The 24409-nt window shown below is 50.5% G+C and carries 22 protein-coding genes; 9 read left to right on the top strand and 13 right to left on the bottom strand.

The window, feature by feature from the left end; all coding sequences use genetic code 11:
* Positions 1-6: 6 nt before the first annotated feature.
* A complete protein-coding gene (locus K3T83_RS13470) occupies positions 7-804 on the bottom strand; it encodes an alpha/beta fold hydrolase (protein WP_220203485.1) in 798 nt (265 codons plus the stop codon).
* A 213-nt stretch (positions 805-1017) separates the two neighbouring features.
* On the opposite strand from K3T83_RS13470, the gene K3T83_RS13465 reads away from it, so the two are divergent.
* Positions 1018-1374, top strand: coding sequence for a winged helix-turn-helix transcriptional regulator (locus K3T83_RS13465; protein ID WP_220203484.1), 357 nt, complete (start codon positions 1018-1020; stop codon positions 1372-1374).
* 57 nt (positions 1375-1431) lie between these two features.
* On the opposite strand, the gene K3T83_RS13460 is transcribed toward K3T83_RS13465, so the two are convergent.
* Positions 1432-2397 carry an aromatic ring-hydroxylating dioxygenase subunit alpha gene (locus tag K3T83_RS13460; protein ID WP_220203483.1) on the bottom strand — a complete coding sequence of 322 codons (966 nt, stop codon included), beginning with the start codon at positions 2395-2397 and terminating at the stop codon, positions 1432-1434.
* 171 nt (positions 2398-2568) lie between these two features.
* On the bottom strand, positions 2569-3069 hold the full coding sequence (locus tag K3T83_RS13455; protein ID WP_220203482.1) for a GNAT family N-acetyltransferase: 501 nt from the start codon (positions 3067-3069) through the stop codon (positions 2569-2571).
* A gap of 524 nt (positions 3070-3593) precedes the next feature.
* On the opposite strand from K3T83_RS13455, the gene K3T83_RS13450 reads away from it, so the two are divergent.
* Entirely contained in the window at positions 3594-7178 is a 3585-nt protein-coding gene (locus K3T83_RS13450) for a WD40 domain-containing protein (RefSeq protein ID WP_220203481.1), read from the top strand.
* A gap of 33 nt (positions 7179-7211) precedes the next feature.
* Here the strand turns inward: K3T83_RS13450 and K3T83_RS13445 are convergent, their stop codons facing one another.
* Positions 7212-8249 carry a KamA family radical SAM protein gene (locus K3T83_RS13445; RefSeq protein WP_220203480.1) on the bottom strand — a complete coding sequence of 346 codons (1038 nt, stop codon included), beginning with the start codon at positions 8247-8249 and terminating at the stop codon, positions 7212-7214.
* Between the two features lie 330 nt (positions 8250-8579).
* Between K3T83_RS13445 and K3T83_RS13440 the strand changes: the two genes are divergently transcribed.
* The 3 genes from K3T83_RS13440 (at position 8580) to K3T83_RS13430 (ending at position 10410) form a co-directional block, all read left to right on the top strand.
* Entirely contained in the window at positions 8580-9038 is a 459-nt protein-coding gene (locus tag K3T83_RS13440) for an MGMT family protein (RefSeq protein ID WP_220203479.1), read from the top strand.
* A 116-nt stretch (positions 9039-9154) separates the two neighbouring features.
* Positions 9155-9970, top strand: a complete 816-nt coding sequence (locus K3T83_RS13435; RefSeq protein ID WP_220203478.1) for an alpha/beta fold hydrolase — start codon at positions 9155-9157, stop codon at positions 9968-9970.
* Between the two features lie 134 nt (positions 9971-10104).
* Positions 10105-10410: a hypothetical protein gene (locus K3T83_RS13430; protein ID WP_220203477.1), complete on the top strand. Its 306-nt coding sequence runs from the start codon at positions 10105-10107 to the stop codon at positions 10408-10410.
* A 223-nt stretch (positions 10411-10633) separates the two neighbouring features.
* On the opposite strand, the gene K3T83_RS57210 is transcribed toward K3T83_RS13430, so the two are convergent.
* Together K3T83_RS57210 and glmS are read right to left on the bottom strand one after the other, a co-directional pair.
* Complete coding sequence (locus K3T83_RS57210) at positions 10634-10762, bottom strand: hypothetical protein (protein WP_268963459.1); 129 nt, start codon at positions 10760-10762, stop codon at positions 10634-10636.
* Between the two features lie 200 nt (positions 10763-10962).
* The gene (gene glmS, locus K3T83_RS13425; RefSeq protein ID WP_220203476.1) at positions 10963-12852 is read right to left on the bottom strand and encodes a glutamine--fructose-6-phosphate transaminase (isomerizing); all 1890 of its coding nucleotides are present in this window, start codon (positions 12850-12852) and stop codon (positions 10963-10965) included.
* A gap of 612 nt (positions 12853-13464) precedes the next feature.
* Here glmS and K3T83_RS13420 point away from each other — a divergent pair.
* Both K3T83_RS13420 and K3T83_RS13415 read left to right on the top strand, forming a co-directional pair.
* Positions 13465-14685, top strand: coding sequence for a hypothetical protein (locus tag K3T83_RS13420; RefSeq protein WP_220203475.1), 1221 nt, complete (start codon positions 13465-13467; stop codon positions 14683-14685).
* Positions 14686-14831: 146 nt separating this feature from the next.
* The gene (locus K3T83_RS13415; RefSeq protein WP_220203474.1) at positions 14832-15446 is read left to right on the top strand and encodes a PadR family transcriptional regulator; all 615 of its coding nucleotides are present in this window, start codon (positions 14832-14834) and stop codon (positions 15444-15446) included.
* Between the two features lie 87 nt (positions 15447-15533).
* Here the strand turns inward: K3T83_RS13415 and K3T83_RS13410 are convergent, their stop codons facing one another.
* The 3 genes from K3T83_RS13410 to K3T83_RS13400 are packed head-to-tail and all read right to left on the bottom strand — an operon-like array spanning position 15534 to position 18289.
* Entirely contained in the window at positions 15534-15890 is a 357-nt protein-coding gene (locus K3T83_RS13410) for a nucleoside triphosphate pyrophosphohydrolase family protein (protein ID WP_220203473.1), read from the bottom strand.
* Positions 15891-15900: 10 nt separating this feature from the next.
* Positions 15901-17067, bottom strand: a complete 1167-nt coding sequence (locus K3T83_RS13405; RefSeq protein WP_220203472.1) for a radical SAM family protein — start codon at positions 17065-17067, stop codon at positions 15901-15903.
* Positions 17027-18289: a hypothetical protein gene (locus K3T83_RS13400; RefSeq protein WP_220203471.1), complete on the bottom strand. Its 1263-nt coding sequence runs from the start codon at positions 18287-18289 to the stop codon at positions 17027-17029. The genes K3T83_RS13405 and K3T83_RS13400 overlap by 41 nt, the downstream gene beginning before the upstream one ends.
* A gap of 603 nt (positions 18290-18892) precedes the next feature.
* Here K3T83_RS13400 and K3T83_RS13395 point away from each other — a divergent pair.
* Both K3T83_RS13395 and K3T83_RS13390 read left to right on the top strand, forming a co-directional pair.
* A complete protein-coding gene (locus tag K3T83_RS13395) occupies positions 18893-19456 on the top strand; it encodes a hypothetical protein (RefSeq protein WP_220203470.1) in 564 nt (187 codons plus the stop codon).
* A 311-nt stretch (positions 19457-19767) separates the two neighbouring features.
* The gene (locus K3T83_RS13390) at positions 19768-20265 is read left to right on the top strand and encodes a hypothetical protein (protein WP_220203469.1); all 498 of its coding nucleotides are present in this window, start codon (positions 19768-19770) and stop codon (positions 20263-20265) included.
* Positions 20266-20327: 62 nt separating this feature from the next.
* Here K3T83_RS13390 and K3T83_RS13385 read toward each other — a convergent pair whose 3' ends face one another.
* The 4 genes from K3T83_RS13385 to K3T83_RS13370 form a co-directional block, all read right to left on the bottom strand.
* Positions 20328-21122 (bottom strand): HAD-IIA family hydrolase, encoded by a 795-nt coding sequence (locus K3T83_RS13385; protein ID WP_220203468.1) that lies wholly within the window; start codon positions 21120-21122, stop codon positions 20328-20330.
* Between the two features lie 36 nt (positions 21123-21158).
* Positions 21159-22700 (bottom strand): chromosomal replication initiator protein DnaA, encoded by a 1542-nt coding sequence (dnaA, locus tag K3T83_RS13380; protein ID WP_220203467.1) that lies wholly within the window; start codon positions 22698-22700, stop codon positions 21159-21161.
* Between the two features lie 19 nt (positions 22701-22719).
* Positions 22720-23106 carry a RidA family protein gene (locus tag K3T83_RS13375; RefSeq protein ID WP_220203466.1) on the bottom strand — a complete coding sequence of 129 codons (387 nt, stop codon included), beginning with the start codon at positions 23104-23106 and terminating at the stop codon, positions 22720-22722.
* 276 nt (positions 23107-23382) lie between these two features.
* On the bottom strand, positions 23383-24354 hold the full coding sequence (locus K3T83_RS13370; protein ID WP_220203465.1) for a protein kinase domain-containing protein: 972 nt from the start codon (positions 24352-24354) through the stop codon (positions 23383-23385).
* Between the last annotated feature and the right edge of the window lie 55 nt (positions 24355-24409).

Below are 24409 nucleotides of genomic sequence, written 5' to 3'. Positions count from 1 at the left end.
TATATTCTATTCTGAGAGCAGGAAGTCGAGCACCATATTCAGGAAATCGTTGGAATACTCTATATTTGACAGGTGTACTGCGGGCAGCATTACCAGTTTTGATCCAGGTATTGTCGCCGCGATCAATTCGCTGTGGCTGGGGAGCGTGACGGTATCGTACTGACCGCCGATCACCAGCGTCGGATTAGGAATAAGTGCTATGGTTCGGCGCATATCCGTGTCGCGAACCACTGCATAGCAACCAGCCAGCCCCTGTGGTTGCATAGTAAGTAATGTGGCGCGAAACGGCTCTATGGTGGGATTCTCCTCCTCTAACATGTAGCGAGGAAACCAGTTATTGAGGAACATGGTGGTCGTTGCTGACATGTCTTTGGCTTGCAACACGGAGATTATCAGACGATCCCACTGTTCTGCCGGTCCCAGATATGATGAGGTATTGGATAGAATCAGTCGATCTATCCTTTCGGGAGTATGGACGCCCAGCCATTGGCCGACGAAACCACCCAGCGATAATCCACAAAAATGCACCCGATCGATATCCGATGCGTCGAGCATCTCGATTACATCCCGTCCAAGTCTATCAAGTGAATAAGCTCCAACCGGAACGTCTGAAGCGCCATGACCCCGCATGTCGTAGCGGAGGACGCGAAAATGCTGCGACAAATCCTGAATTTGTCCATCCCACATGTTTAATGTGGTGGCAATTGAGTTCGAGAGAACCAGCACTGGTTTATTGGCTGATCCATCGAAGCGATAGGCAATGCGGTATCCATCACCAGTAGTAAAGAAAGAACGATCTTGCATGTGCTATATATCCTCCATGATTGTTGAATACAAGGTAATCCAGTCGTTCTGAATGTATGTTGTATAGATGCAATACTGCTAGCTATTACATCTTCACCCTGTCATCTCTTTGAGAGAGACTCTGGAGAGAGCATAGCGCATGGTAGTTCAAGAAACAAGTAGTGACATTAATGTGATATAGTAACAAAAAAATAACCATGCGAAGGAGCGAAGATGCGTAAAGGAGATTTTGAGCATTATGAGGAACCCGGTTGCCCGACTGAAGTGACGGTTGGCGTGATCGGTGGAAAATGGAAGACGCTGATCCTGACCTATCTTATGGCAGGTCCACGACGTTTTGGCGAAATAAGCCGCCTGCTTCCTCAAGCAAGTAAGCGCATGCTCACGCTTCAACTTCGTGAATTGGAAGAAGATGGTGTTATCCACAGAGAGGTCTACAGGGAAGTTCCGCCAAAGGTTGAGTACTCGCTTACAGAATGTGGAGAGAGCCTGAAGCCAATCTTGCTTCTGATGGCAGATTGGGGAGAGAAGCATGTGGATAGTAAAATAGAGGCGCTCAAAAGAAGATAAACCGCAGATTAATTGTGCATTCGGCAATATACAGCATTTGCCGAATGCACAATTATATTAAGCCGTGCCAAATGTCAAACCTAATTGCCGCAGCCACTTGCGATAGGCTACGGCGGTGCGATCAGAGCGTAGATGTAGCTCGGCTTGCAAATCTAATGGCAACAGTTCAGGTCGTTGTGACTCCACCACTGGCACATCCTGCCAGGTAATGGCATCTTCAAATTCGCGAATCTGCTCTTCGGGCGTATCTCCATAATCCATCGCCACATAGGTCCAGGCTATCGTCTCGCACTCAGAGACCGGAGTGGCCGTAAAATACATGGCGAAGCGCGGCCCTTCCGAAGACTTCACAAAGTAAGCTGTCAATGGGCGGATAACCTTGTAGGTATAGGTGGTCCATGCGCCCTGACCGGAACCGTCTGGGTCTGGTTGCCAGATGGTGATATCTTTCGCCGTTACCCCGTCTTCGCCGATCTCAGCAGTATAATCGCTGATTTCAGGATAGGCTGGATCACCGAGAAATCCCTGGTGGACGAATGGGAAGTGCGTCACATCCAGAAAGTTTTCGACGGCGCGTGGTCCACTTGCATTAAATTTATAGGGACCGCAATGGATCTTACGGAAGTCTGCATCATCCCATTGTGGGAAGGCTGGAACATCGTGAGCGGGATTGCCCGGCGAGACCCAGATCCAGTTGTAGCGCTCGCGGGCCTGATAGACTTTTGCGCATGCTCTGGCCGGGGGCTTCTGCTCAGGATGAGCCGGGAAGCGGATGCATTGCCCCTCCTCATTGTAGGTCCAGCCATGATAGGGGCAACGTAACGTCTGATTTTGTACTTTTCCGAGCGAGAGTTTGGCTCCCCGATGAATACAGAGGTCGCGCCATGCGTGAATGCGTTCGCCCACGCGCCACAGCACCAGATCTTCATCTAAAAGTCGCACCGCCATCGGCTTCCCCTCTTGTAGATCGGGAGCATAAGCGACGACATGCCAATCGTTTAAAAGAACGGGGTCATTGAGCATGATAATCCTTTCGTATAAGTTCAATGAACATGCACATTGCTTTCTACAACTATAGCGTATCTTTGCAAGCAAGCTGTGTGCAAGTGCTCCTTCCTTAGTTGTCTCTATCTCTGTGCTCAATTCCCCGAACAAGCCATATAAGCTCGCCTGGAAACCCAATGGAGATATCTTTTAGATAGGATACTTCAATTGGGTTTCCAGCACCTTGAGTCTTTGTTGAAATTCATCGCCGATCTGTTGTTCCATCTTGAAGCAGTGCAACCCCTCGCCGTAAAAGTTAGCCACGAAATCGGTCGTATGGAAGCCAAGCTTCTCATAGAAGCCGACCGTTTCCTGGCTGGTATTCAGGATGATTTTCTGTATCGTGGGGTAGGTGGTAAGCTGACGCAGGCGCAGGAAGGCGAGCAGACGCCCCCAGCCCTGGCGATGATATCTAGCATGAATCATCCCCCAAGTTAAAACACCGACGCGCTCCTGGCAACGGGTGGCGATACCTCCGCAGCCGATGATATGTCCATGCTGCTCTTCCAATACATTGTACATACCTACAGGTGCATCGAGAAATGCCAGGAACTCTGTACGATCCTGATTGCTAAAGAAGCGTGGCATATTACTGTCCAGGATAGCAATACAGGTTGAACGATCCGCCGGGGTATAACGGCGAAAAATCATGGCCACCTCCTGCTAAGCAATAACAAAATCATTCCATATGTGAGATTATTCCCCTCGTGTAATAATATATTTCTTTTTCTAAAAATGCAACTTTTTGCATTCTTCATTTATACACTCGTTTCCGCACCGCTCATGTATCACCGATTCGTAAGAAACATGTTTGCTATGATTGTTATTGTGTTATAGCAAATGTAAACTCTAAGAAAATAGAGCGTTGCATAAAACGCCTTGCATGGCTGATATCAAGGTGGAAAGAACTGTAAAATCAATATGATAAATAGAAAAGAATAGCTATACTTGAGTTTGAAAATAATACATCTATACTCATTTATAAAGCGCTTTGTAAGACATTGTGTGGGATGTCTTGATCGTTTTGTTATAATTTTTATGCAGGAGAAAAATATATTGTATTTAGGAATGAAAAATGTTACATTGTATAAGGCTGGAGGTAAATGGAACTTCCTGACGGAAAAAGCCCGTTGATATAGTAGTTTCTTTTTCTATAATTTGGGCAGGTGATTGCTATGGGCCGTAAAGATAAAGCCATCGATATCAGTAACAAGCAAGAGTTACCCCTGGGCGTGCATATGAGGAGAGCCAGGCAGGAGAGGGGGATCTCCTTAACGGCAATGGCAATGCGCACTGCGTACACAAAAAACTATTTATCGGCAATTGAGAACGGCAATGGGCGGCCATCGAAAGAGCTACTGGGCAAATATGAGCAGGTGTTGGAATTGGAGCAGGGCCATCTAACCCAATTGTTGCAAATCGGAATACAGGCAGATGTAGTTGCTCATCTCAATGAGAGCCACAAACGCCCTTTGCGTGAAGACTGGGGCGAGGCTCCCGACGCATACTCTTTTTACGGACGCAGGCAAGAATTAACTCATTTAGAACGCTGGATCGCCTATGATCGCTGTAAGGTCGTGACCATTCTAGGAATAGGCGGCGTCGGCAAAACCAGCCTGGCAAATCATCTGGCAAAACGCTCAAAACATCATTTTGACTATGTTTTCTGGTGTTCTTTACAGGCGCTCCCTCCTCTAGAGAGCCTGCTCAAAAAATGTATTCTCTTTGTCTCCGGTCAGCGGGTCATCACGATTCCCGACAACAAGGAGGAACAGATTTCGCTCCTGCTCCAATATTTGCGCGTACATCGCTGTTTGTTGATCTTAGATAACTTTGAGTCGGTGCTTCAGGAGAGCAATCGCGTGGGAGTGTACCGCGAGGGCTATAAAGGCTACGGGCAACTATTGCAGCGGCTTGGAGAAGCGGAACATCAGAGTTGCCTCATTCTGACCAGTCGAGAGAAACCGGGAGAACTGCTGCCGCTGGAGGGACGTAACTCACCTGTTCGCTCGATGCATCTCGGCGGGATAGAGCAGGCCGATGGACAACAGATGCTCAAGGATGAGGATCTTCGCGGTTCTGAGGAGGCGTGGTCGGATCTCGTTCAGCTTTATGGAGGCAATCCGCTGGCCTTGAAATTAATTGCAGCCCCTATTCGCGAACTCTTTGGTGGCGATATCGCGCGATTCTTAAAGGAAGGCGCACCGGTTTTTGGCGGCATCTACGAACTCGTCAGCCAGCAGTTTTCCCGACTTTCCACATCTGAGTGCGCAATCATGTACTGGCTCGCCATCGAGCAGGACGCGGTTGCAGTGACAGCCCTGCGCGAGAATATCGTGCCTCCCGTCTCGATGCGCACTTTTCAGGAGGCGCTGGACTCATTACGTCGCCGCTCCCTGATTGAGATTACCGCTTCGTCTGCGCGTTGTTACCTCCTGCCCGTCATTATGGAATTCGTGATTGAGGAGTTCATCGCTCGTGTGCGTGAAGACATCGATTCCGAAGATTTAACGGTACTGGAAAGCCACGTCTTGATGAAGGCTCAATCGAAAGAGTATGCCAGGAACAGTCAGGTACAGTTGATTTTGAAACCGCTGACCGAGCATTTGTTGAACACACTGGGCAAGGAGTTGAGCGAGCAGAAGCTCGCCAATATGCTGACGGGACTCCATGAGCGGCGTATGCCCGTTCCTGGCTATGCAGCTGCAAATATTCTTAACCTGCTGTTGCAACTGGGTAGCGACATGCAGCGCTATGATTTCTCGCATCTGGCGGTATGGCAGGCGTATCTTCAGGGCGTGCGGTTGCCAGGCGTCAATTTCGCCTATGCCGACCTGACAAATTCAGTCTTTACAGGCGCATTTGGCAGTATCCTTTCGCTGGCTTTGAGCTGCGATAACCAGCTTCTCGCAGCAGGAACTGCAAATGGAGAAATTCGACTCTGGCATGCTATTAGCGGAGTACCCTATTTAATCTGTCAGGGGCATACTGATTGGGTAACTTCCGTTGCGTTCAGTCCCGATGGTGAGCTACTGGCGAGTGGGAGCGACGATAAAACTGTTCGTCTATGGCGCGTAAGTAGCGGCGAGATGCTCGATGTGTTTAGCACGCATACGGATTGGATTCGCTCGGTCGCATTTAGCCCAGATGGAACGCTACTGGCGAGTGGGAGCGACGATCAGACGATTCGTTTATGGAGCGTGGCAACGGGTCGTTGTGTCAGGATACTCCAGGGGCACGAGAGCCGTATTTATACCTTGACATTTAGCCCGGATGGAACGCTACTGGCGAGTGGCGGTGAAGATCAGGCGATTTGCCTCTGGGACGCGCAGACTGGCGACTGCCTGAAAACGCTTCAGGGACATGAGGGCAGGATCTATACGTTGGCATTCAATGCTGATGGCTCTTTACTGGCAAGTGGCAGCGAGGATCAGAGCGTCAGGTTATGGGATACCGATATAAGCGACGGAACGCGCGTTGGAACGTGCCGTAATGTGCTCTGGGGGCATACTGGTGGTGTCCAGACGCTTGCTATAAGCTCTGATGGAGAACTGTTGATAAGCGGTAGTAGCGATCATACCATTCGGCTCTGGCAGGTGAAGAGCACCGATTGCCTGCGAACATTGCAGGGGCATCAGGGCGGTATCACGGCCATCGTCCTGAGTCGGGATGGCGAGTGGCTCTATAGCGCTAGCGAAGATCAGACAAGCCGATTGTGGGAACTGAGTCGGGGCGTCTGCGTCAGGACGTTGCAGGGCTATAGCAACCGCGTGTATTCGATTGCGTTTAGTGCGGATGGCGAACTGCTGGCGAGTGGGAGCGACGATAGGGCTATTCGGCTCTGGCAGGTGAAGACCGGCCAATGTCTGAGAACATTTCAGGGCTACAGCACGTGGCGTTATTCTCTGGCGTTCAGTCCCGATGGGCGACTGCTGGCTGGTGAGGATGATAGCGACCGCACGATTCGCATCTGGAATGTGCATACAGGCATATGCGTGAAGACGTTGCAGGGACATGATAACTGGGTACGTTCGGTAGCGTTTAGCCCGGACAGCACGCTGCTGGCGACGGGCATTGACGATCATACGGTGCGCTTCTGGCAGGTCGAGAGCGGCGAGCAGGTCAGCGTTTTGCAGGGACATGATAACTGGGTGCGCTCTGTAGCGTTTTGTCCCGATGGAGCGTTGCTGGCAAGTGGCAGCGACGATCATATGGTTCGGATCTGGAGTGTGCGGACGGGGGAATGCCTTCAGGTTTTGCAAGGTCATCACGATATCGTCTATTCGGTCGCATTTAGCAGCGATGGGAAGCTGCTAGCGAGCGGAAGCGGCGATCACACTATCCGCATCTGGGACGTGCAGACTGGTGAGTGCGTGCAGGTCTTGCAGGGCCATCGTCACTGGGTCTGGTCTGCCATCTTTAATCAAGAGGGTGATTTGCTGGTGAGCGGGAGCGAGGATCAAACGATTCGGGTGTGGAGAGTTGATACCGGTGAATGCCTTAATATCTTACCCGGCCATAGCAGCTGGCTGCAATATGTGACCTTCAGCCCGCAGACCTCGATTGTGGCAAGCGGTGGGCATGATGGCACCGTCAAGCTCTGGAGTGCGCCTAACCTGGCCTATCTACGCGTGTTGCGCGGCCCCCGTCCCTATGAAGGTATGAATATCCTCGGCGTCACCGGATTAACGAATGTACAGAAAACGATGCTCAAAGAGCTGGGTGCCATTGAGCAGTCGATCGTTGATTTGCCACACTAAGCAGGATCACTGGAGAGTGACCCTGCCTCCTGTTTATCGCAGTGCCGAAACGTTTTCCATCGGTCTATGAGCAGCATTACGCGCCCCTAGAAAAGCATGGAGATCGGTAACAGGATCATAGACTGCTCGATGCTTGCGGCTCTCCCCATCAACGAAAATGAGGACTGGCTGTGCCGGCCCCGGCAGGTGTGAGAGCGTCTCGCAGATCTCTACGATGCGCTCTTCTGCAACCTCAAAGTGGACTCCTCCTTTCACTCGATCCAGCACGTAGAGATTGTACGGAAGAATCTTATGGTAGTAGCATTCGCTCATCAGCCGTGCCATGACCGCAGGATCGTCGTTCACTCCCGCCAGAATGACGCTCTGATTCAGCACTGGCACTCCGGCCATGCGCAGCCGCCGGGCAGCCGCCAGCACGTCGGGATGATGCAGGTCGTCCGGGTGGTTCATATGCGCATGATACCAGAAGCGATCATCTGTTTTTAGCACGTCGAGCAGTTCGTCATCGATTCGCTTTGGCATCGTTGAAAGCGCGCGGCTATCGATCCGAATTGCCCGAACATGAGAGATTGCCAGCAGTTGCCGCAAAAATGGGAGCAGGCGACGATTAGGGACGGCCAGCGGGTCGCCGCCCGAGAGCACAACATCTTCGATTTCGGGATGTGTTCTTACAAAAGCGAGAGCCTGTTCAATTTGCTCGTGCGTAATGGTATATTCGGGCATGCCAACAAGCGCTTTTCTCACACAGAAACGACAATAGACCAGACATTGATACGATAGAAGAATCACCAGTCGATTATCATATGCTTGCAAGATTGCAGGAATTGGATGCTTCCCGCTCTCTCCCGCTGGATCGGGGCTAAACCCTGCCACATCCTGTAATTCTTGAGCATCGGGCAAAAATTGCCGCAATGCTGGCAATGAGTATGTTCCTTCTTCCACGCGCTGGCGCAGAAAATGAGTGAGAGCAAAGGGGTAGGTATCAACCGTTTTCACCAACTCGTCAACTGATTTTCCCGCTTTTTGAGCAAGTATTGCCAGCGTCTTTGGGGGGGTTATCACAACCTCCACGACAAATCTCCCTCCACAATAAAACAAGCGAGCGCGAAGCCTGCAATGGCTTCTCCGCTCTGTATATTTGATTTGCATTCTTGCATAAAGAACACGATTATTTAATTATACAAGAGAAATGTAGTGCAGTACCATTATAGAGCAATGTTTTGTGAAAGCAAAAGAGTAGGAAGGAAGTACTTTCTGTCAAGAAGGATGTGTAGGAATGTGATGAAAGATTACAGGTGTACAGTTTCGTTGTTTAGCGCGTGACAACGTGGGTTATAATGGCATAGATAAGGAACCATATCAATTATTGTTCTTTTTGCAACACAGGAGAAGGCAAACGCAATGGATAACGACACATCTCCTACTACTGAAGAGGCATCGGCGCTCTCAGCACGAGTTTTTGCATTGGTGCAGGCCTGTCCTGTTGGCCGCGTTACCACATATGGTTGGATAGCGAAAGCCGTTGGCTATCCACGTGGGGCGCGTATGATTGGCTGGATCATGCATGAGACGCCGCAGGACGTGCCAGCACAGCGAGTCATCAACAGCAAGGGTGAACTATCGGGGAGTTGGGCCTTTGGACAAAAAGGCAGGATGCGTCAGTTGTTAGAGGCCGAGGGCGTCACCTTTACAGAGGATGGCCGGGTTGACCTCAAACGCTATGGCTGGAATCCCTCGCAAGACCTGAGCGAAGAGGAGCTAAAAAACATCTTAGAGCGGGCAAGCACGCTGCACTATGAGATCAGTCCGCGCGTCCTGGGACTCCTGCGAGATGATCCCGCCTCGCCTCTGAAATCGTAGCACCAACAAACGTCATCGCCTCTTTCTTCTGATTGTGTTTGGGGCAAATACTATCTCTGCTGCTGGTTGTGGCATAATAGAGATTGTTTGTCCCCGAAGCACGACAAGGAAGAGATATGGATACGCTGAATGAAACCTCTCATATCATCGATCTGTCCACTGGCCGCTTTCATTATTTGAGTTGGGGAGCCGAACGCACTGATCTGCCTGCTGCATTATTGCTGCATGGTATCACGAGTTCTGCTCTGAGCTGGGTGCGCGTTGGGCCGGGTCTGGCAGATCGCTACCGCATCTATGCGCTGGATATGCGCGGGCATGGCGATAGTGTCAAATCAGCGCCCGGTACATATAGTTTGCGTCACACCGCCGATGATGCGCTTGCTTTTATTGATGCGTTGCATTTGCAGCATCCGCTTCTGGTCGGTCATTCCTGGGGTGGGGCAACGGCAATTGTCCTGGCTAGTGGAGCCTGGACGCAGGCACCTGTTCCCACTTTTTCCAGTGTGATCCTTGAAGATCCGGCCTGCAATTTCCGTCTTGGTCATCCTGAGTACTACACCAAAGATATTGGACGACCTGCCGAGGAGTTATGTGTCGAGATAGCGGCGACCAGTCCAGGCTGGACCGAAGCTGATATCGAGGGCAAGATCGATGCGTTGCAAAAAGTGACGCGAGAAGCTGTGTTGGGCGTCTTTGCTGATGCAGGACAGGCCGGAGATATATTGCCCTTGCTTGCTGATATTACTGCTCCCACGCTCCTGGTTCGGGCCGATGCTGCTCTGGGAACAACGCTCAATGAAGCCGCCTGGGAGCGTGCAAAACAATTTCTCCCGGCACAGAGCCGCGCTGTCCAGATTGATGGCGCGACCCATAACGTGCATCGCAGTAAGTTTGATGCCTTTATGCAAGTGGTCAATGACTTTTTGAGCTAGCTGTTAAGCCGTGAAATAGCGATGGCCCTGTTGACATGCAAACAGGGCCATCGCTATTTCTACCTACGAGTTTTTATCTACGCGTGAGCAACGTGAACTCCATCAACTGAGCTGGCTCGGAGGAGCAAAGCGTCGTGTTTGATGGTGCAATCAAAGCACAATGGAGCGACCATCGTTTTGTGGTGCTGTTCAAAGCGGCAAAGCTGGACTTTTTCGCTTGTCCATCCACAGATCGCGCAGTGCTGTTTGGCATCCTGGGCGCGGGTGAAAGAAGACTTTCGGAGGCCCTGAATCAAACAGATGAGAGCGATAGCAAAGAGACAGAAGAAGAAGAAGATCTGCATTTGAAACACCTCCTTGATTGCTGGAAAGGACCACTACTTGCCTACATAGCTATTCTTTTTCTTGAGCTTCGATGTGGTAATTTTCTGTCTTTTTAAGAAAAATGGCTGTCACAAGCGTTACAAAAAAAGTGTGAAAAAAACACAAAACCTATCTATCATCATGATGACAGGTTGTACTCATCAATGATGCTGGTCAGCTACAAGAAAGAGCGTCGGTCGTTTGAATACATGCGTGCATGCGATGAATATGCATGTTTTCGTACAGTCTGGATACACTAAGAGGTTCGATTATCGCGTTGGCATACCGTTTCGTTAGCGTCTACAAATGATCACTAAACGAAGGTTGCTCTTCACCACAACAGCGTGGATAGAGGGAGGTGAGTATGGCCGAGGCGGACAATGCACAGCCGAGCCAGATGATATTGTGCGTTGTTCTGTCTTTGTTCACTGTGCATCTCCTTTCTGCATTTTGTGAAGCGCATCGTAATTACATCTATACTACGAGTGTAACATTACTTCGGCTTATTTGCAAGCCCCATGAGGAAGCAAACTGAGGGAAAAAAGAAGTGGTCCTCTGAACCGAGTTCAGAGGACCAGTAATACATGTGCATTATGTATGTATATAAGCGAGAAAACTCGTTTTGTAATCTATTCCACTGTTACAGATTTCGCCAGGTTGCGCGGCTGGTCTACGTTGCAACCGCGTGCAACTGCTACGTAGTAGGCGAAGAGTTGCAGGGGAATAGAGGCCAGAAGCGGGCTGAGGATCTCCTGCGTGTCTGGCACGTAGAGGACGTGATCGGCATGCTGCTTGATCTTCTCATCTCCCTCAGTGGCGACGACGAGCACTTGAGCATCACGCGCGCGCACTTCCTGAATGTTGCTCACCACTTTTTCGTAGATGTGCGAGGTGGTGGCAATGGCAAACAGCGGAGTATCGGGATCGAGTAGAGCAATTGAGCCATGCTTGAGTTCGCCAGCCGGGAAACCTTCTGCATGGATATACGAGATCTCTTTGAGCTTGAGCGCTCCCTCTAATGCTGTTGGGAAGCCAACGCCTCGCCCGATAAACATCATACTGCTCACCTTCGCCATGCGTTTTGCCAGCGATTGCAGTTCGTCGTCGCTGCTGTCGGCGTGATCCAGGATGTGCTGGATCTGATCCGGGAGGCGCTCCATTGCTGTGAGCAGCTCGCTCACCTGTTCCTGTGCAATGTGACCGCGCAGTTGTCCCAGGTAGAGGCCGAGCAGGTAGAGTGTCGCAACCGAGGTGACAAACGTTTTCGTGGCGACGACGCAGATCTCCGGTCCTGCCTGTAGATACAACACAGCATCGGAGAGACGGGTAATGGCGCTGGCAACGACGTTGGTAATGGCAATGACTGGCGCGCCATGTTCGCGTGCCTGACGAATGCCGACCAGCGTATCAAGTGTCTCGCCTGACTGCGTTACGGCCACGCAGAGCGTCTCCGGCCCGATGATGGGGTCACAGTAACGGAACTCCGAGGCGGTGATCGTTTCGACGGGGATACGCGCCCACTTCTCGATGGCGTATTTGGCGAGTAGTCCCGCGTGATACGAGGTGCCGCAGGCAATGATGATGATGCGTTGAATTGAGTCCAACGCGCCTGATTGCCGCAAGGCGTCCAGTTCGCTGAGATGTAGCTGTCCATCCTGGATACGTCCCAACAGAGCACGACGCAAGGCTTCAGGCTGTTCGTGGATCTCTTTCAATGCGAAGTGAGGATATCCGCCCTTTTCGGCTGCTTCGATATCCCATTCGATGGTGAGAGGTTCGCGCTGAATCGGTGTGCCGTCCTGCTGAAAGAGCGAAACGCTGTTCGGGCGTAGCTCCACGATCTCGCCTTCCTCCAGCACAAGGATGCGGCGCGTATGTTTGAGCAGAGCGGGAATGTCGGAGGCCAGGAAGTTTTCATTGGTGCCCAGACCTGCGATCAAGGGACCGCCATTGCAGCGCGCGCCAACCAGAACGTCGGGTTGCTCTCGACTGACAACCGCGATGGCATAGGTGCCGCGTACGTGTTGGAGCGCCAGCCGGACCGCCTCGGTGAGATTGTGCTGTGCTTCGCCAAAGTAGGAGCGTTCGATCAGATGGGCGAGAACCTCGGTGTCGGTCTCGGAGAGGAAGGTATGCCCGCTGCTGCCCAGCTCGTGGCGCAGTTCGGCGTAGTTTTCGATGATGCCGTTGTGGACAATGGTCAATAGGCCGGTGCAATCGGGATGAGGATGGGCGTTGGTTTCGTTTGGACGACCATGTGTAGCCCAGCGCGTATGGCCGATGCCGAGCGTGCCTGCAACGGGCCCTGAAGCGCTATCAACGGTAGCGACCAGCTCCAGAGCTTTCTTCAAATTCGCGATTTTGCCGGGCTGACGATGCAGGGAGAGATCTCCATTGGTGGTGAGAACGGCAATGCCGGCGGAGTCGTAGCCGCGATATTCGAGTTTACTGAGTCCTTCAAGCAATATAGTAGTAACATCGGTGCCTTCTGGCCCGACGTAGCCAATGATACCGCACATGTTGAGGATGGTATCCTTTCGTTTTTTTGTGCATGCGTGTATAGAGATGGGCACATGCTTCTATATCACTGCAAGCTTTTTGGCCTGATCGTTACCAACCAGTTTTGTGCGTTTGCTTGTCAGGGCCGTGATCAGCCCTGGAGACTCCCCGCTGATAATCCGAACAGTCTCCACCTCGTCAACCAGGTTTCCTCCTACCAACCTGGCCCATGCGCTACTAGCTGAACAATGCTTACTGTTCCAAGTATACCATACTGTCAGTGTTTTTTCTGTGTCCCTCTGAGTGGAAATAGCGTGCCGATGGACTAGGATGCAGCCGCACTCATTCCTTTTCTAGTACGGTTTGTTGTGTCGATCAGATGCTAATCACAGCAAGCTAACGGTGAGTGGAAAATGGGTACATTATCCTGATTTTCACTCGCTATGAGCTGGATCAGGTTAAGATTTTTTAACCTGGTAGTACTGAAAGGGGGAAAAAAGCGGTGAAACTTGTAGAAATGGAAGAAGATTGGTAGAGTGAAGGTGAATTGATAGCATTGAAACAAGAATTCGGCGTACTCGGTGCAGAGGGACCGCCGGTGCGGAGCGAAAAACAAGGAGTTCTGCAAGTGTATGAGATCTGAACGCACTACCCAACGTACAAGCGGACTTTCCACCGATCATACTACCCGGCGTGCTAACAGGCGTACTAAAATCACGCCTGTCTCCCGGCCTCTTCTGTCCCTTTATGCTACAGCGACTATGGTATTAATAATTGTAAATATATTGGCGCTAGGGGGAGAAAGTAGTTATGCACGAGGATTGCTGGGAATGGCTCAGCCAACCTCGATAATTGTTGCTCCCAAGCCGGATAGCAACAGCGATCTGGTGCTGCCGCCCCAACCGCAGGGTTCACCAACGCCTTCTCCCACGCCTAAGCCGACGACAATCCAGGCGAATGCGGGAACCTCGCCGCTGATATTTGGAACGAATTTAGGATTGTTTAATAGTGGCGACCAGTTTATCTCTTCTACAGAGACACAGAATTTGATGCAGCAGATGCACATCAAGATTGTGCGTGTGCCAACACGTCAGAGCAATTCTGATGCCGTCAATCTCGCGGCTGCTCAGGCAATCAAAAAGATTGGTGCTGTTGCTATTGTCTCGTTGCGTGGGGCGCAGAATCCCAGCGTGACCCAGGTGATGACTGACAATACACGTATGATTAATGTGATGAATCAGGTCTTCGGTAATAGTACGGTGTACTATGAATTTGGCAACGAGGACGATCTCAACGGCGTGAATGTCACGGAATATACGGATCGTTGGAACGCTCTGGTGCCTCAACTGAAGAAACTGGCGTTGAACGGTGTCTTTATTGGTCCGGTCAACTATCAGTATAGCCCAAACTATTTAACCACATTTCTGAAAAACGCCAACCCGCGTCCCGATGCCGTCAGCTGGCACGAGTATACCTGTAGTTATAAATGGGATGCTGCCCGCTGCATGAGCGGTATTGATAACTGGACAAAGCACATCAATGGAGTGCGCCAGGTGATGCAGACGACGTTAGGCACAGAGTTGCCGATGATGATTACCGAATGGAATTACGCCCCGGATCAATTGATCCAATCAAACGGCATGGGTTTTGCTGATGGCAAGCTCACCAACCAGACCTTCATGTCGCAGTGGACCTCCAAAGCGCTCCAGACGCTGATTGACAATCATATCTTTGCCTCGATGCAGTACTCTGCCACCAATACTGCAATCCCGATGGTCTCTTCAGGGAATACTATTACTCAGCAGGGTGCTATATTCCAATCTACATATGAACAGGCGATAGGGAACAGCTAACAAGAAAGAGATTGAGCGACTCAGACCTCAAATGAGATATGAGTCGCAACAAACGCTTTAGATGACGTGGTGCCGTGCCATTCTCAGCTTTTACGAGTATACTATATATCGTGACGATAGCCGTGAGATTTGATGGAGGCACCACCATGTCGATTGAACATACTATATTAGGTATTATTAGCCTCGTGCCCTGTTCTGGCTACGACATGAAGGCAGAGGCCGAACGGGGGAGCCTGAGCATGCTTTCGGCTCTGGGATTTGGGAGTATTTATCCGCGCCTCAAGCAACTGGAAGAAGAGGGGCTGGTCGAGACGCAGCAGGTAGAGACCGAAGGAAGGCGCAAGAAGATCTATGAGTTGACCGCTGATGGCTGGCGTGAATTGGCGCGCTGGTTAGAAGAACCTCCTGGCTATCCGCTGCCCTCCCGCGATGATCTCTTAATGAAAATGCTTTTCTGGGGGACCGCTGGTGCGGATCGCACAGCTTTAATCGAGCATTTAAGGGCGAGGCGCGATGAATCGCTTGAGGTGCTGGACTATCTGGCAGAGTGGCAGGCCAACGAAACTGCGTTTATTGACGAGTATGGCTTGCTCGTTCTCACCTATATCAAGACGCGCCTGGAGGCTGAAATCAGCTGGATCGCTCTGGCTACCGCTCAACTTGAGGGGCCACCAGAACTGCCTTTGCGCGACAAACAATGGCTAGCTGTCTTGCAGAAGGCACGTCGCTCAAAGGCGCTGGACCAGGAAACACATTCTTGAAAGATCGCCTTTTACCAGAAGCACCATTCACCGGTTCATGCGTAACTTTTCATGCATGAACCGGTGAATGGTATTTGCTGTCCTCTGTTAGGAAGATTGCCAGCTTGTGCCGTTCTTGCTAACTGTGCGGTCGTGCAGCCGTCGCTCCAGCTTTTCATGAGTTTCTAGAATCATATTTTTGTAAGCTTGCTCCAGGTCGATATCATAGTGATCTGCAATACGTATAAGCATGAACAAAACATCGACAACATCGTCTTCCAGATCAATAGTATCATTAGACTTGCGGGGAGGGCGATGGCCTTCGCGAATCATAATGCTGTCCGCCAATGTGCCAACTTCTCCCACAAGTTCTGTCACCATGACGCTTGGTTGCCACTCATCAACGAGTTTATCAAAGAGACGCGTAACCCTACGAGTCATTAAGATCATTTCCGAAACTTCCATTATTATCTCCTTAGCGGTTGATACTTCCAATCCATTCTAATGTAGGCGTTAAACCTTTTCCACGCACTGGAAAGCTAGTAGCTTGCGTAAGAAAAGTCTGTTCTTCCTGTGTAAGCGAACAATCGACGAAAATGGAATCTTTACGTTCTGAGTATATGACGGATGAAAGTGGGAGATTCAGGTAACGAGCTACCTGTTCTAGTAACAATTGAGAAGGATGCGGGAAGCGTGCTTGAAAGTAAAAGCAGCGTTCCCTTTGAGCCGGTGGACAGGTGCTAACCTGACACTTCGCCTCAAGATGAGGCTTTCTGAAGGTAGCGTTATATTCAGGCTGTTCTAAGACATAACTGACTGCACAGGATGTATGCAGATAGACCGGATAGGCCAGCTCATGAGCAGCGCTGAGTATAGCTTCCTGGACATCTTGCTCAAATATTTCATTTTCTGCATGCTCGTCTGCTTGTCTGGTTGTGAAGTATTCATGAAGTGCGTGTTGTTCGTTGATACGAAAAGCATTTGCCAGGTTCTTGCCAAATTTCAATCCAGTGACGACGGATACGCGAGCACCAGATTGTTGCAATTGCTCGATCTGGTGGAGAGCGGTCGCACGATCGGGAACGCTTTTGGAGGTCGCGGGCCGCCAAAAATGGATAGCATGTAGATTCGGGAATTGAGCAATACGCTTGAAGTTAGCAAGGCGCGTCGTGGGAGGGGGAGCACCTTTTTCAAGCGTGGTCGGTAGAAATGAGAGTGAGATAAAGAAAATCACAGTAATGCCTATGTGCTGAATTGTTGCTAGAAACGCCTGATCGAGCAGAGCTTTGGTCACAATACAAACAGGTGTTTCTGGCATGCTCTGTTTATGCCTGATAAGCAATTCAAGCAATATCTCACGGTTTTTTTGCGTAAGGCACATATCAGTATAGTTGCCAATTGCAACGGGAAAGTTTCTGCCTCCGGGAACATCACTAAAGCGAGACTTTTCAACATATTGATAGGTAGATAGCGTTTGATATGCTGGCTCTGGAGCGGTAATTGGCGGCCCCGGAACCTGTTTTGTCAGTCCGGCTGGCCCCAGGTAGCAGTAGACACAGTTTGCCGGGCATCCCTGGATCAGATCAAGAGATATCCACGACTCATGTTGCGCTACCATCGGGATTGGTTTGTGTTTGTACATAGGTTTGCCTGAATTTCTCCTTCCTGAACTCAAGGGTTGCTTTATATTCAGTATAGGATAGAGAGGTTTTCCATAAAAAACCGAAGTAGTTCATACAAGTGAGATGGAAATCGTGGTCACCAGGAAATTCTATCTCGAACGTTGTCATACGGTTATCTGTTCTGGCCTCAGCGCGCATATAGGGTTCGCAAAAACCGGTTCCTTCCGTTAGAAGGATAGTGGCCGGTATCGGGAAACGTGCGATGCGTAAATCAATGAGATTGCCAAACTGTCGTTGTAATTCCTCAAAACCTGCCAGGCTGCGTTGAAATTTGCCGGTGAAGTGATCGCTTTGTCCAATAAATTCGACGGGGTCAAAGCCTGTGAAGTCCTCTTGCTGGAATTTTTCCAGAACAGCTTTTTGGATTGGGCTGAGATGTGATTTATCCGAAAGCAGCGCACCCAGGGTGAGTTGAACCCTGCTATCAGAAAAGGGGTGTTCTAAAATGATATGGACGGGAACATTGGCGCGTAATCGGTCCTGTACATTTCGGCGGAAGAGATTGCCGAATTTTTCCAGATAGGCATAACCAGATGAGGCAATAAGAGAGATATGTTTATTGGCTTTTTGCAGTGCCTCTGTCTTGCGAGCATTTCTTTTGTCGTTATCCTCGCGGGTGTAGAAGGCGGTAAAACCCTTTGCCTGTAATCGTGCCTGGAATTGTTCCCATTTTTGTTGCGTGAAAAACTCAATGCTCTGACCGGTTTTGTGTAGATAGCTGCTAACGGGATTATCAGAATATGAGGCAAGGTGATGGATGGTGTAGAGTTGCTGTTCAATAGCCACCTGAAAATCATGCATGTCGGCCGTAGAATATGGGATAGTACGATAATTCCTGAGATAAAATGGGATAGTACTTTCCTGCCCTTTTTCAATAATCATAATTGTGCGACCTCGTACGCTGTGTCGAATACCCAGTTCATACATCACGTTCAGGCTGGTATCGGTAAGAACTGCTACTACCACGTCCGCGTTCAAAAGGTTTTGCAGCACATCGTCTGAGATATCGCCGTTTTTTGAATCTGCCCTGATAGCCTCATATCCCAGCCGTGTATGACCATCAGTGGCCCTTTCTATTGCAGGCTTGATAAAACGCGTGAAAAGATCATCCCAGTATTCTTTTGTATGATTCGAGTTGGACCCGAAAGGCATGATAACCAGGCAGACAGACTTCTCTGACATCGCGACCACTTTCTGCTCTTCAAATGGTGAAGAGCCAACCATCCAGACATATTGTTCGAGCAAGTAACAAAACGTTTATCTTGCTTTATACCTTGTATATGTATAGACGGTCATCAAGTGGACGCTTAAAATAATCTTACTTACCTTGCGGGTTTCATATGATAAAAACACCCTTTAAAGAAAGATAACATATTTTATGTCCAATTTCTAGTCTTTGGGATAAGAATACTAAATTGATCTTGTTTATAGGTAAAGCGCCAATATATGAACGGACGATCTATGATCGCTATTTACAAATGATAGGTTCTTGTTTTAGTATGAGCGGCTTCTATAGGCAATAATGATCCTATGAGCGGCGGCACAAAAGCACATTTCTCTCTTCGCGTCGGCTCCGTTTTCCTGTATAATAGGAAGAGCCATTACAATGAGTATGACTTCCACAACACCAATTACAGCAGTCAGATCTGCCAGATCATCGTGATCCGGGCAGGGCGACGCGTAGCTATATGCTATTCATCGCAGTTCCCTTTTTTGTTGCCGCAAAAATGACTAAGGCTACGGCAGCAAAAGTGACTAAGAGTAGGAGTACGGAGTACCTCTCGTATGACAATGCAAGATTTTTACGGCTTAGCTGTGCTTTTCTCGATAGCTGCGCCTTTTACAATTATCGTCTATCTTATTGCCCTCCTGTTGATTCGCCCACCCCTGCGCGTGTTTTTCCCTTCGTTACTGGGTGGCCTGGTAATGGGGATTATTAACCTCGGCTTTGATCTTGCCGCTTATTACGCTCACTGGTGGCATTATTCGCTCAAAGAGCTGTTTTGGCATCTCCCGCTGCCGTTCTATATGATTCCGATCCTGATCTACGGCAGCATGATCTATCTGCTCGTCTGGCGCTTCTGGCGCGGACGCTGGCACTGGTTAGCCCGGGTACTGCTCTTTGGCCTGCCCATCTTTGGCATTGTGCGTGATATCGTCAATGTTGCTATCGGTGCCTCATACGTCGTCTGGGATAGCTTTTTGGGGCCGCTGATGACTGTTGTGATGTGGCCGGTCATGTTTTATGCTGGCTATCTACTCTTTGCGCGCCTCGCCCCTTCCCGACAGAGCATAGAAGCAGATCAGCAGCCGGATGATGAAGCCTCTGTCCAAAAAGCAACTCAATAATACTTGACAAAGCGCAAATCAGATGGTATATATTGAAGAGAGAAAACGACTAACAGGAATGTTCTGATGCAAAAGGGCTTTCCTTAGTCAACAAACTTTTGCTTGCTCTTTGTGGCAGATTTCCTCTTTTCATAACACCGATATGCACCATTTGTGATCCGCCATGCGGTCTATGTTCGCGCCTGTGAATGTTGTTGTCTTCTACTCAGAACTTTGATCTAAAGGAGGGCGGCGTTATGTCCTGACAAGACTGGAGTTTCCGCATTTTTGTGGATGCTCTGCCGCATACATGCATGAACAGATACTTGCTGTTGAACTACCTGAACTGTCGTCGGCTCTTGCTCTCACAGGATGAGGGCGTTTCCGGGTTGTACAGCGCTCTGTGTGATGTGTCGCCAGAGTTCTATGTACATTTGCTGGCAGAGGTGGCTCTGGATGCGACGCGCAAGCGGGGTGTGCTGATCCAACTCCTGCAAGATCCGGCGGTCTGCGGCATCGGGTATCGTTCTCTACGCTCTTCCCTGTGTCGGGTGCCTGCCCGCAGAGGGCGTCGGGCAATACAAAATTATCGCAGTTATACGCGTCGATACTTACTTCCGTCCCTGGACGGTTATGGCGTTTCTCCGCAAATGGCAGCCATAAAGAAGCAGTATGTGATGCGACTGTTGAGGTATGCGCTGGGCGAGCAGGCGTGGTTTACCCACGACGGCTCCCCGGCGCGAGGTATGCCCGAATCAGAAGCGATAGAACAGAAACAGCATGAGCATTGTACATGGTATGCGATAGGACGATATCGCGCCGGGGCGTAGAAGCCGATGTGGAGAGTTTGCTTGCGGAATCTCTCCACATCTACCAATGAGAATCCTTTTGCTTAAAGTCGAGCCGGTGTATCCGCCATCACCGTTGCCAGATTTTCATAGACATGATCGGGTGTGATCGATGAGGCGGCCAGTTGTGTACGCGTGGTGTTGCCGGAGAGGACGAGCAGCGTGTGCGTTCCGGCAGCTTTGCCAGCCAGAATATCTACTTCTAGTGTATCCCCAACCATCACCGTTTCATCAACCGTGCTGTTGAGGCTGAGGACGGCCTCTTGCAAGAGCGCCGGTTGTGGTTTACCGATCACCTCTGGTTTGACGCTGCTGCCCGCTTCGATGGCGGCAACCATTGTGCCACAACCGGGAACTGCGCCTCCCGCCGTAGGAAGCAAAGGATCGCGGTTGATCGCGATGAACGTAGCCCCTGCACGCACCGCCAGCACTGCGCCAGTGAGCTTCTTGTAATCAAAACCACGATCGAGGCCAACAAGCACCACATCAGCCCGGTGAGCGTCGGGATCGGCCACCTGCAAATCATGCGCGTGGACGAGATCAATCAGTGGTTGTTCGCCAACAACATAGACGGTAGCGCCGGGGAAGCGATGCGCGATATTCTGTACCGCCGCCTGTCCAGCGCCCAGGACGTGGCTTTTGTCGGTGGTGATACCCAGACGCCCCAGTTTCGCAATGACCTGTGTTTCGCTGGCAAACGAGTTGTTCGTGAGAAACAGGTATTTTTTGTGGTGCGTGTCGAGCCAGGAGATGAAGTCAGCTGCTCCTGGCACCAGGGTCTCGCCACGATACACGACGCCATCAAGATCGATGAGATAGGTAGAATATGGTAGTTGCATAGATCTCCAATATGAAAAAATACTGCTTTGATGCGCTTATTCCCGCAACAATTGTTCGCGAATAGAGCTTACCTCGCGGCGCAGGGTTGGATTGGTATTGATTGTGCGCTCGATTTTTTCGCAGGCGTGCAGCACCGTGCTATGGTCGCGTCCACCAAAGAGTTGTCCGATTTCAAATAGCGATGCCTGGGTTTCCTGCCGAATAAGATACATGGCGATCTGGCGCGGCACCACGATATGTTTATCGCGCTGCTTGCCGCACATCGCTGCTAAAGAGATGTGATAATATTCCGCGACGGCCTGAGCAATCTGGCGACTATCCAGTCGGCTTTCGCGATTATCGTTGCCGAGCGAGGACATCGCGGCGCGGGCCACATCCATCGTAAGATCGGTGCGGTGCAATTGCTGATAGGCCATCAAGCGATTGAGGCAGCCCTCCAACTCACGGATGTTTGTCTGCACGCGCCCGGCGATATAGGCAATGATCTCGTCAGGTATCGCATAATGGAGCAGATCGGCTTTCACGCGCAGAATCGCCATGCGTGTCTCCAGGTCTGGCGGCTGAATGTCGGCAATCAATCCCCACTCGAAGCGCGAACGCAACCGTTCTTCCAGGCTAACAATTGCTTTAGGCGGACGGTCGCTACAGATCACGATCTGCTTGCTCATTTCGTGTAAGCTATTGAATGTGTGAAAAAACTCTTCCTCTGTCGATTCTTTACCCGCGATAAACTGGATATCATCGACCAGCAGGATATCGACCGAGCGGTATTTGGCGCGAAACTCTTCTGTTGTACGATAACGGATGGCATTAATAATTTCGTTGGTAAATTGTTCAGAGGAGACATAAAGAACGGCCAGCCCGGTGAGAACGCCCTGATGTCCGATCGCGTGAAGCAGGTGCGTCTTGCCCAATCCCACGCCGCCATACAGGAAGAGCGGATTGTATGATTCGCCTGGAGCCTCTGCAACGGCGAGAGAGGCGGCATGGGCCAGGCGATTGCTATTGCCGACGATAAAAGCGTCGAAGGTATAGCGTGGATTGAGCCGGTTGTGCATCAAAATATTTGCCCGTTGTTCGTTGTCCCAATCTTCGAGCGAATCGTTCGAGCCAGAGTTGCCGGTCATATACTGAAATTCTGAAGGCATAGTGGTCTCAGGTGCCATATCATACGAGCCATAATTATTTTTTGTAATAATAAAATCTGTTGACTGAGATGCAGCGTGAGAAAGTGGCTCCTCAAATGGTGGTTGCTCGGGGACTGAAGAAAGTCCTTCAGTCCTCTCATCGGTCACAGAAAGTGTCACAGCCTGACCTGTCAACTCTTTGAGGATCTCCTCAATTGAGCGTCGCCAGCGTGTTGTGATCACATCACGTGCCAGGTGATTCGGAACCTGTAACGTGAAGTAGACCCCCTGCTCCTGTGCATCGAGGGGTGCGTCGATATCATCAGCAGCGACATGAGGAATGGTCAGTAAGTGAGCATCCTGTAGCCATGCCTTGCTAACTGCATCGATCTGCGTATGTTCCAGTTCCAGCCGCTCCAGGGTAGTACGCCAGATAGTAGCAGTATTCACCAGCATTCTCCTGATGAGGCTAGCCCTCAACGAGCGCTACGCACTCAATTTCGACCAGTGCTTTACGCGGCAAATCGGCCACTGCGACGGTAGTACGTGCGGGCAATGTCTCATTGAAATAGGTTGCGTAGACGGCATTCATCGCCTGAAAATCGCTCATGCTGGTGAGAAACACAGTGGTTTTCACGACGTTGCTAAGCGACGAGCCAGCCTGATTGAGTACCGCTTGCAGATTTTGCAGGACGCGGTGCGTCTGGGTCGCGATATCTTCTCCAACGATCTCGCCGCTGGTAGGATCGAGCGGGATCTGACCGGAGGTATAAATAAATTGTCCATAGCGAACACCCTGACAGTAAGGTCCAATAGCAGCTGGGGCCTTGGGGGTGCTGATTTGTGTACGTTCCATACTACATTTCCATGTTCTGGGGCAAGAAAAAACTCTCTTACCTGATAAAACGACAAAAAAGGAAAGCTTGCGCGCTATAAAAAGCGAATGAGAGCAACTGCTGGAAGTTGCTTTATGCTTGATTGAGGTTGCAATATTGTCGCGCGACAACATTGCAATCTTCAACATACATTGTTGTGTAAGGACGCAAAAAGCCCCTGCGCGGGAACTTTTACATAGCCCTATTCTGCACTGACCGGAAAGATGGCGTGCGGTATTCTTACCACTACTATTGTACTAGTACTGTCCACGAGCAGATGGAGGCAGGTTTCCCATACTATCGGCGCCGGGCATGTAGTTGCGTGGATACGCTTGGGCACCGGGTGCGGATTGGGTTCCTCGCATCAACTCTCTTGAACATTGACGCAGTACTTGTTGCATTTCTGCGGCAGACATAAAACGGTCTTCCGGCTCTTTTTGCAACGTCCGATTGACCACCTGCTCCACAGCTGGCGGAACATGGGGGTTAAACTGGCGTAAAGGTGGTGGATTCGCCGAGGCATGCTGCATGGCGATGGAAACCGCTGTTGGACCAACGAAAGGCGGACGCCCTGTGAGCATCTCAAACATGACCACACCCAGAGAGTAAAGATCGGAGGAGGCCGTAAGCGTCTCTCCACGCGCCTGCTCAGGGGAGAGGTAGTCGGCAGTGCCAAGCACGATACCACTGTTCGTCAACCCTGCATCCTCTGCGACACGTACAATGCCAAAGTCGGTGAGTTTGACCCACGCTCCACCATCATTCAAGCTGCCCCCCGTCGGCCCACCGCTCAAGGCTAACATGATATTTTGTGGTTTGATATCGCGATGAATGAAGCCCCGGGCATGTGCGACTTGTAGGACCGCACAGACCTGTGAAGCTACCTCGATGGCCTCGCGCGCATGTAACTGGCGGCGCTGGGCGATGAGCTGCTTCAACGTTGGGCCTTGTATATACTCCATGACAAGAAAATACTGACCAGCCTCTTCTACAAAGTCGTAAATAGTGACGGCATTGGGGTGCGCGAGCGCAGCGGCAGCACGGGCTTCACGGCGGAAGCGTTCGACGGCTCGTAGATCGTTTTTATCCAGGGACCGTAAAACTTTGATGGCCACGATCCGCTCTACGCGGTGATCCCAGGTTTTGAAGACGCTTGCCATACCACCAGAGGCGATATGTTCACGAATCTCGTACCGTCCAGCAATGAGTGTGCCTTCTAATTGGTTCAACGTTTCTACCTCAAGCGACCTGGGCGAATACACCACAAGGACTTTCTAGTTTCAG

It is taken from the genome of Reticulibacter mediterranei (assembly GCF_016587455.1).
This window is presented reverse-complemented; position numbering and strand designations above follow the sequence as displayed.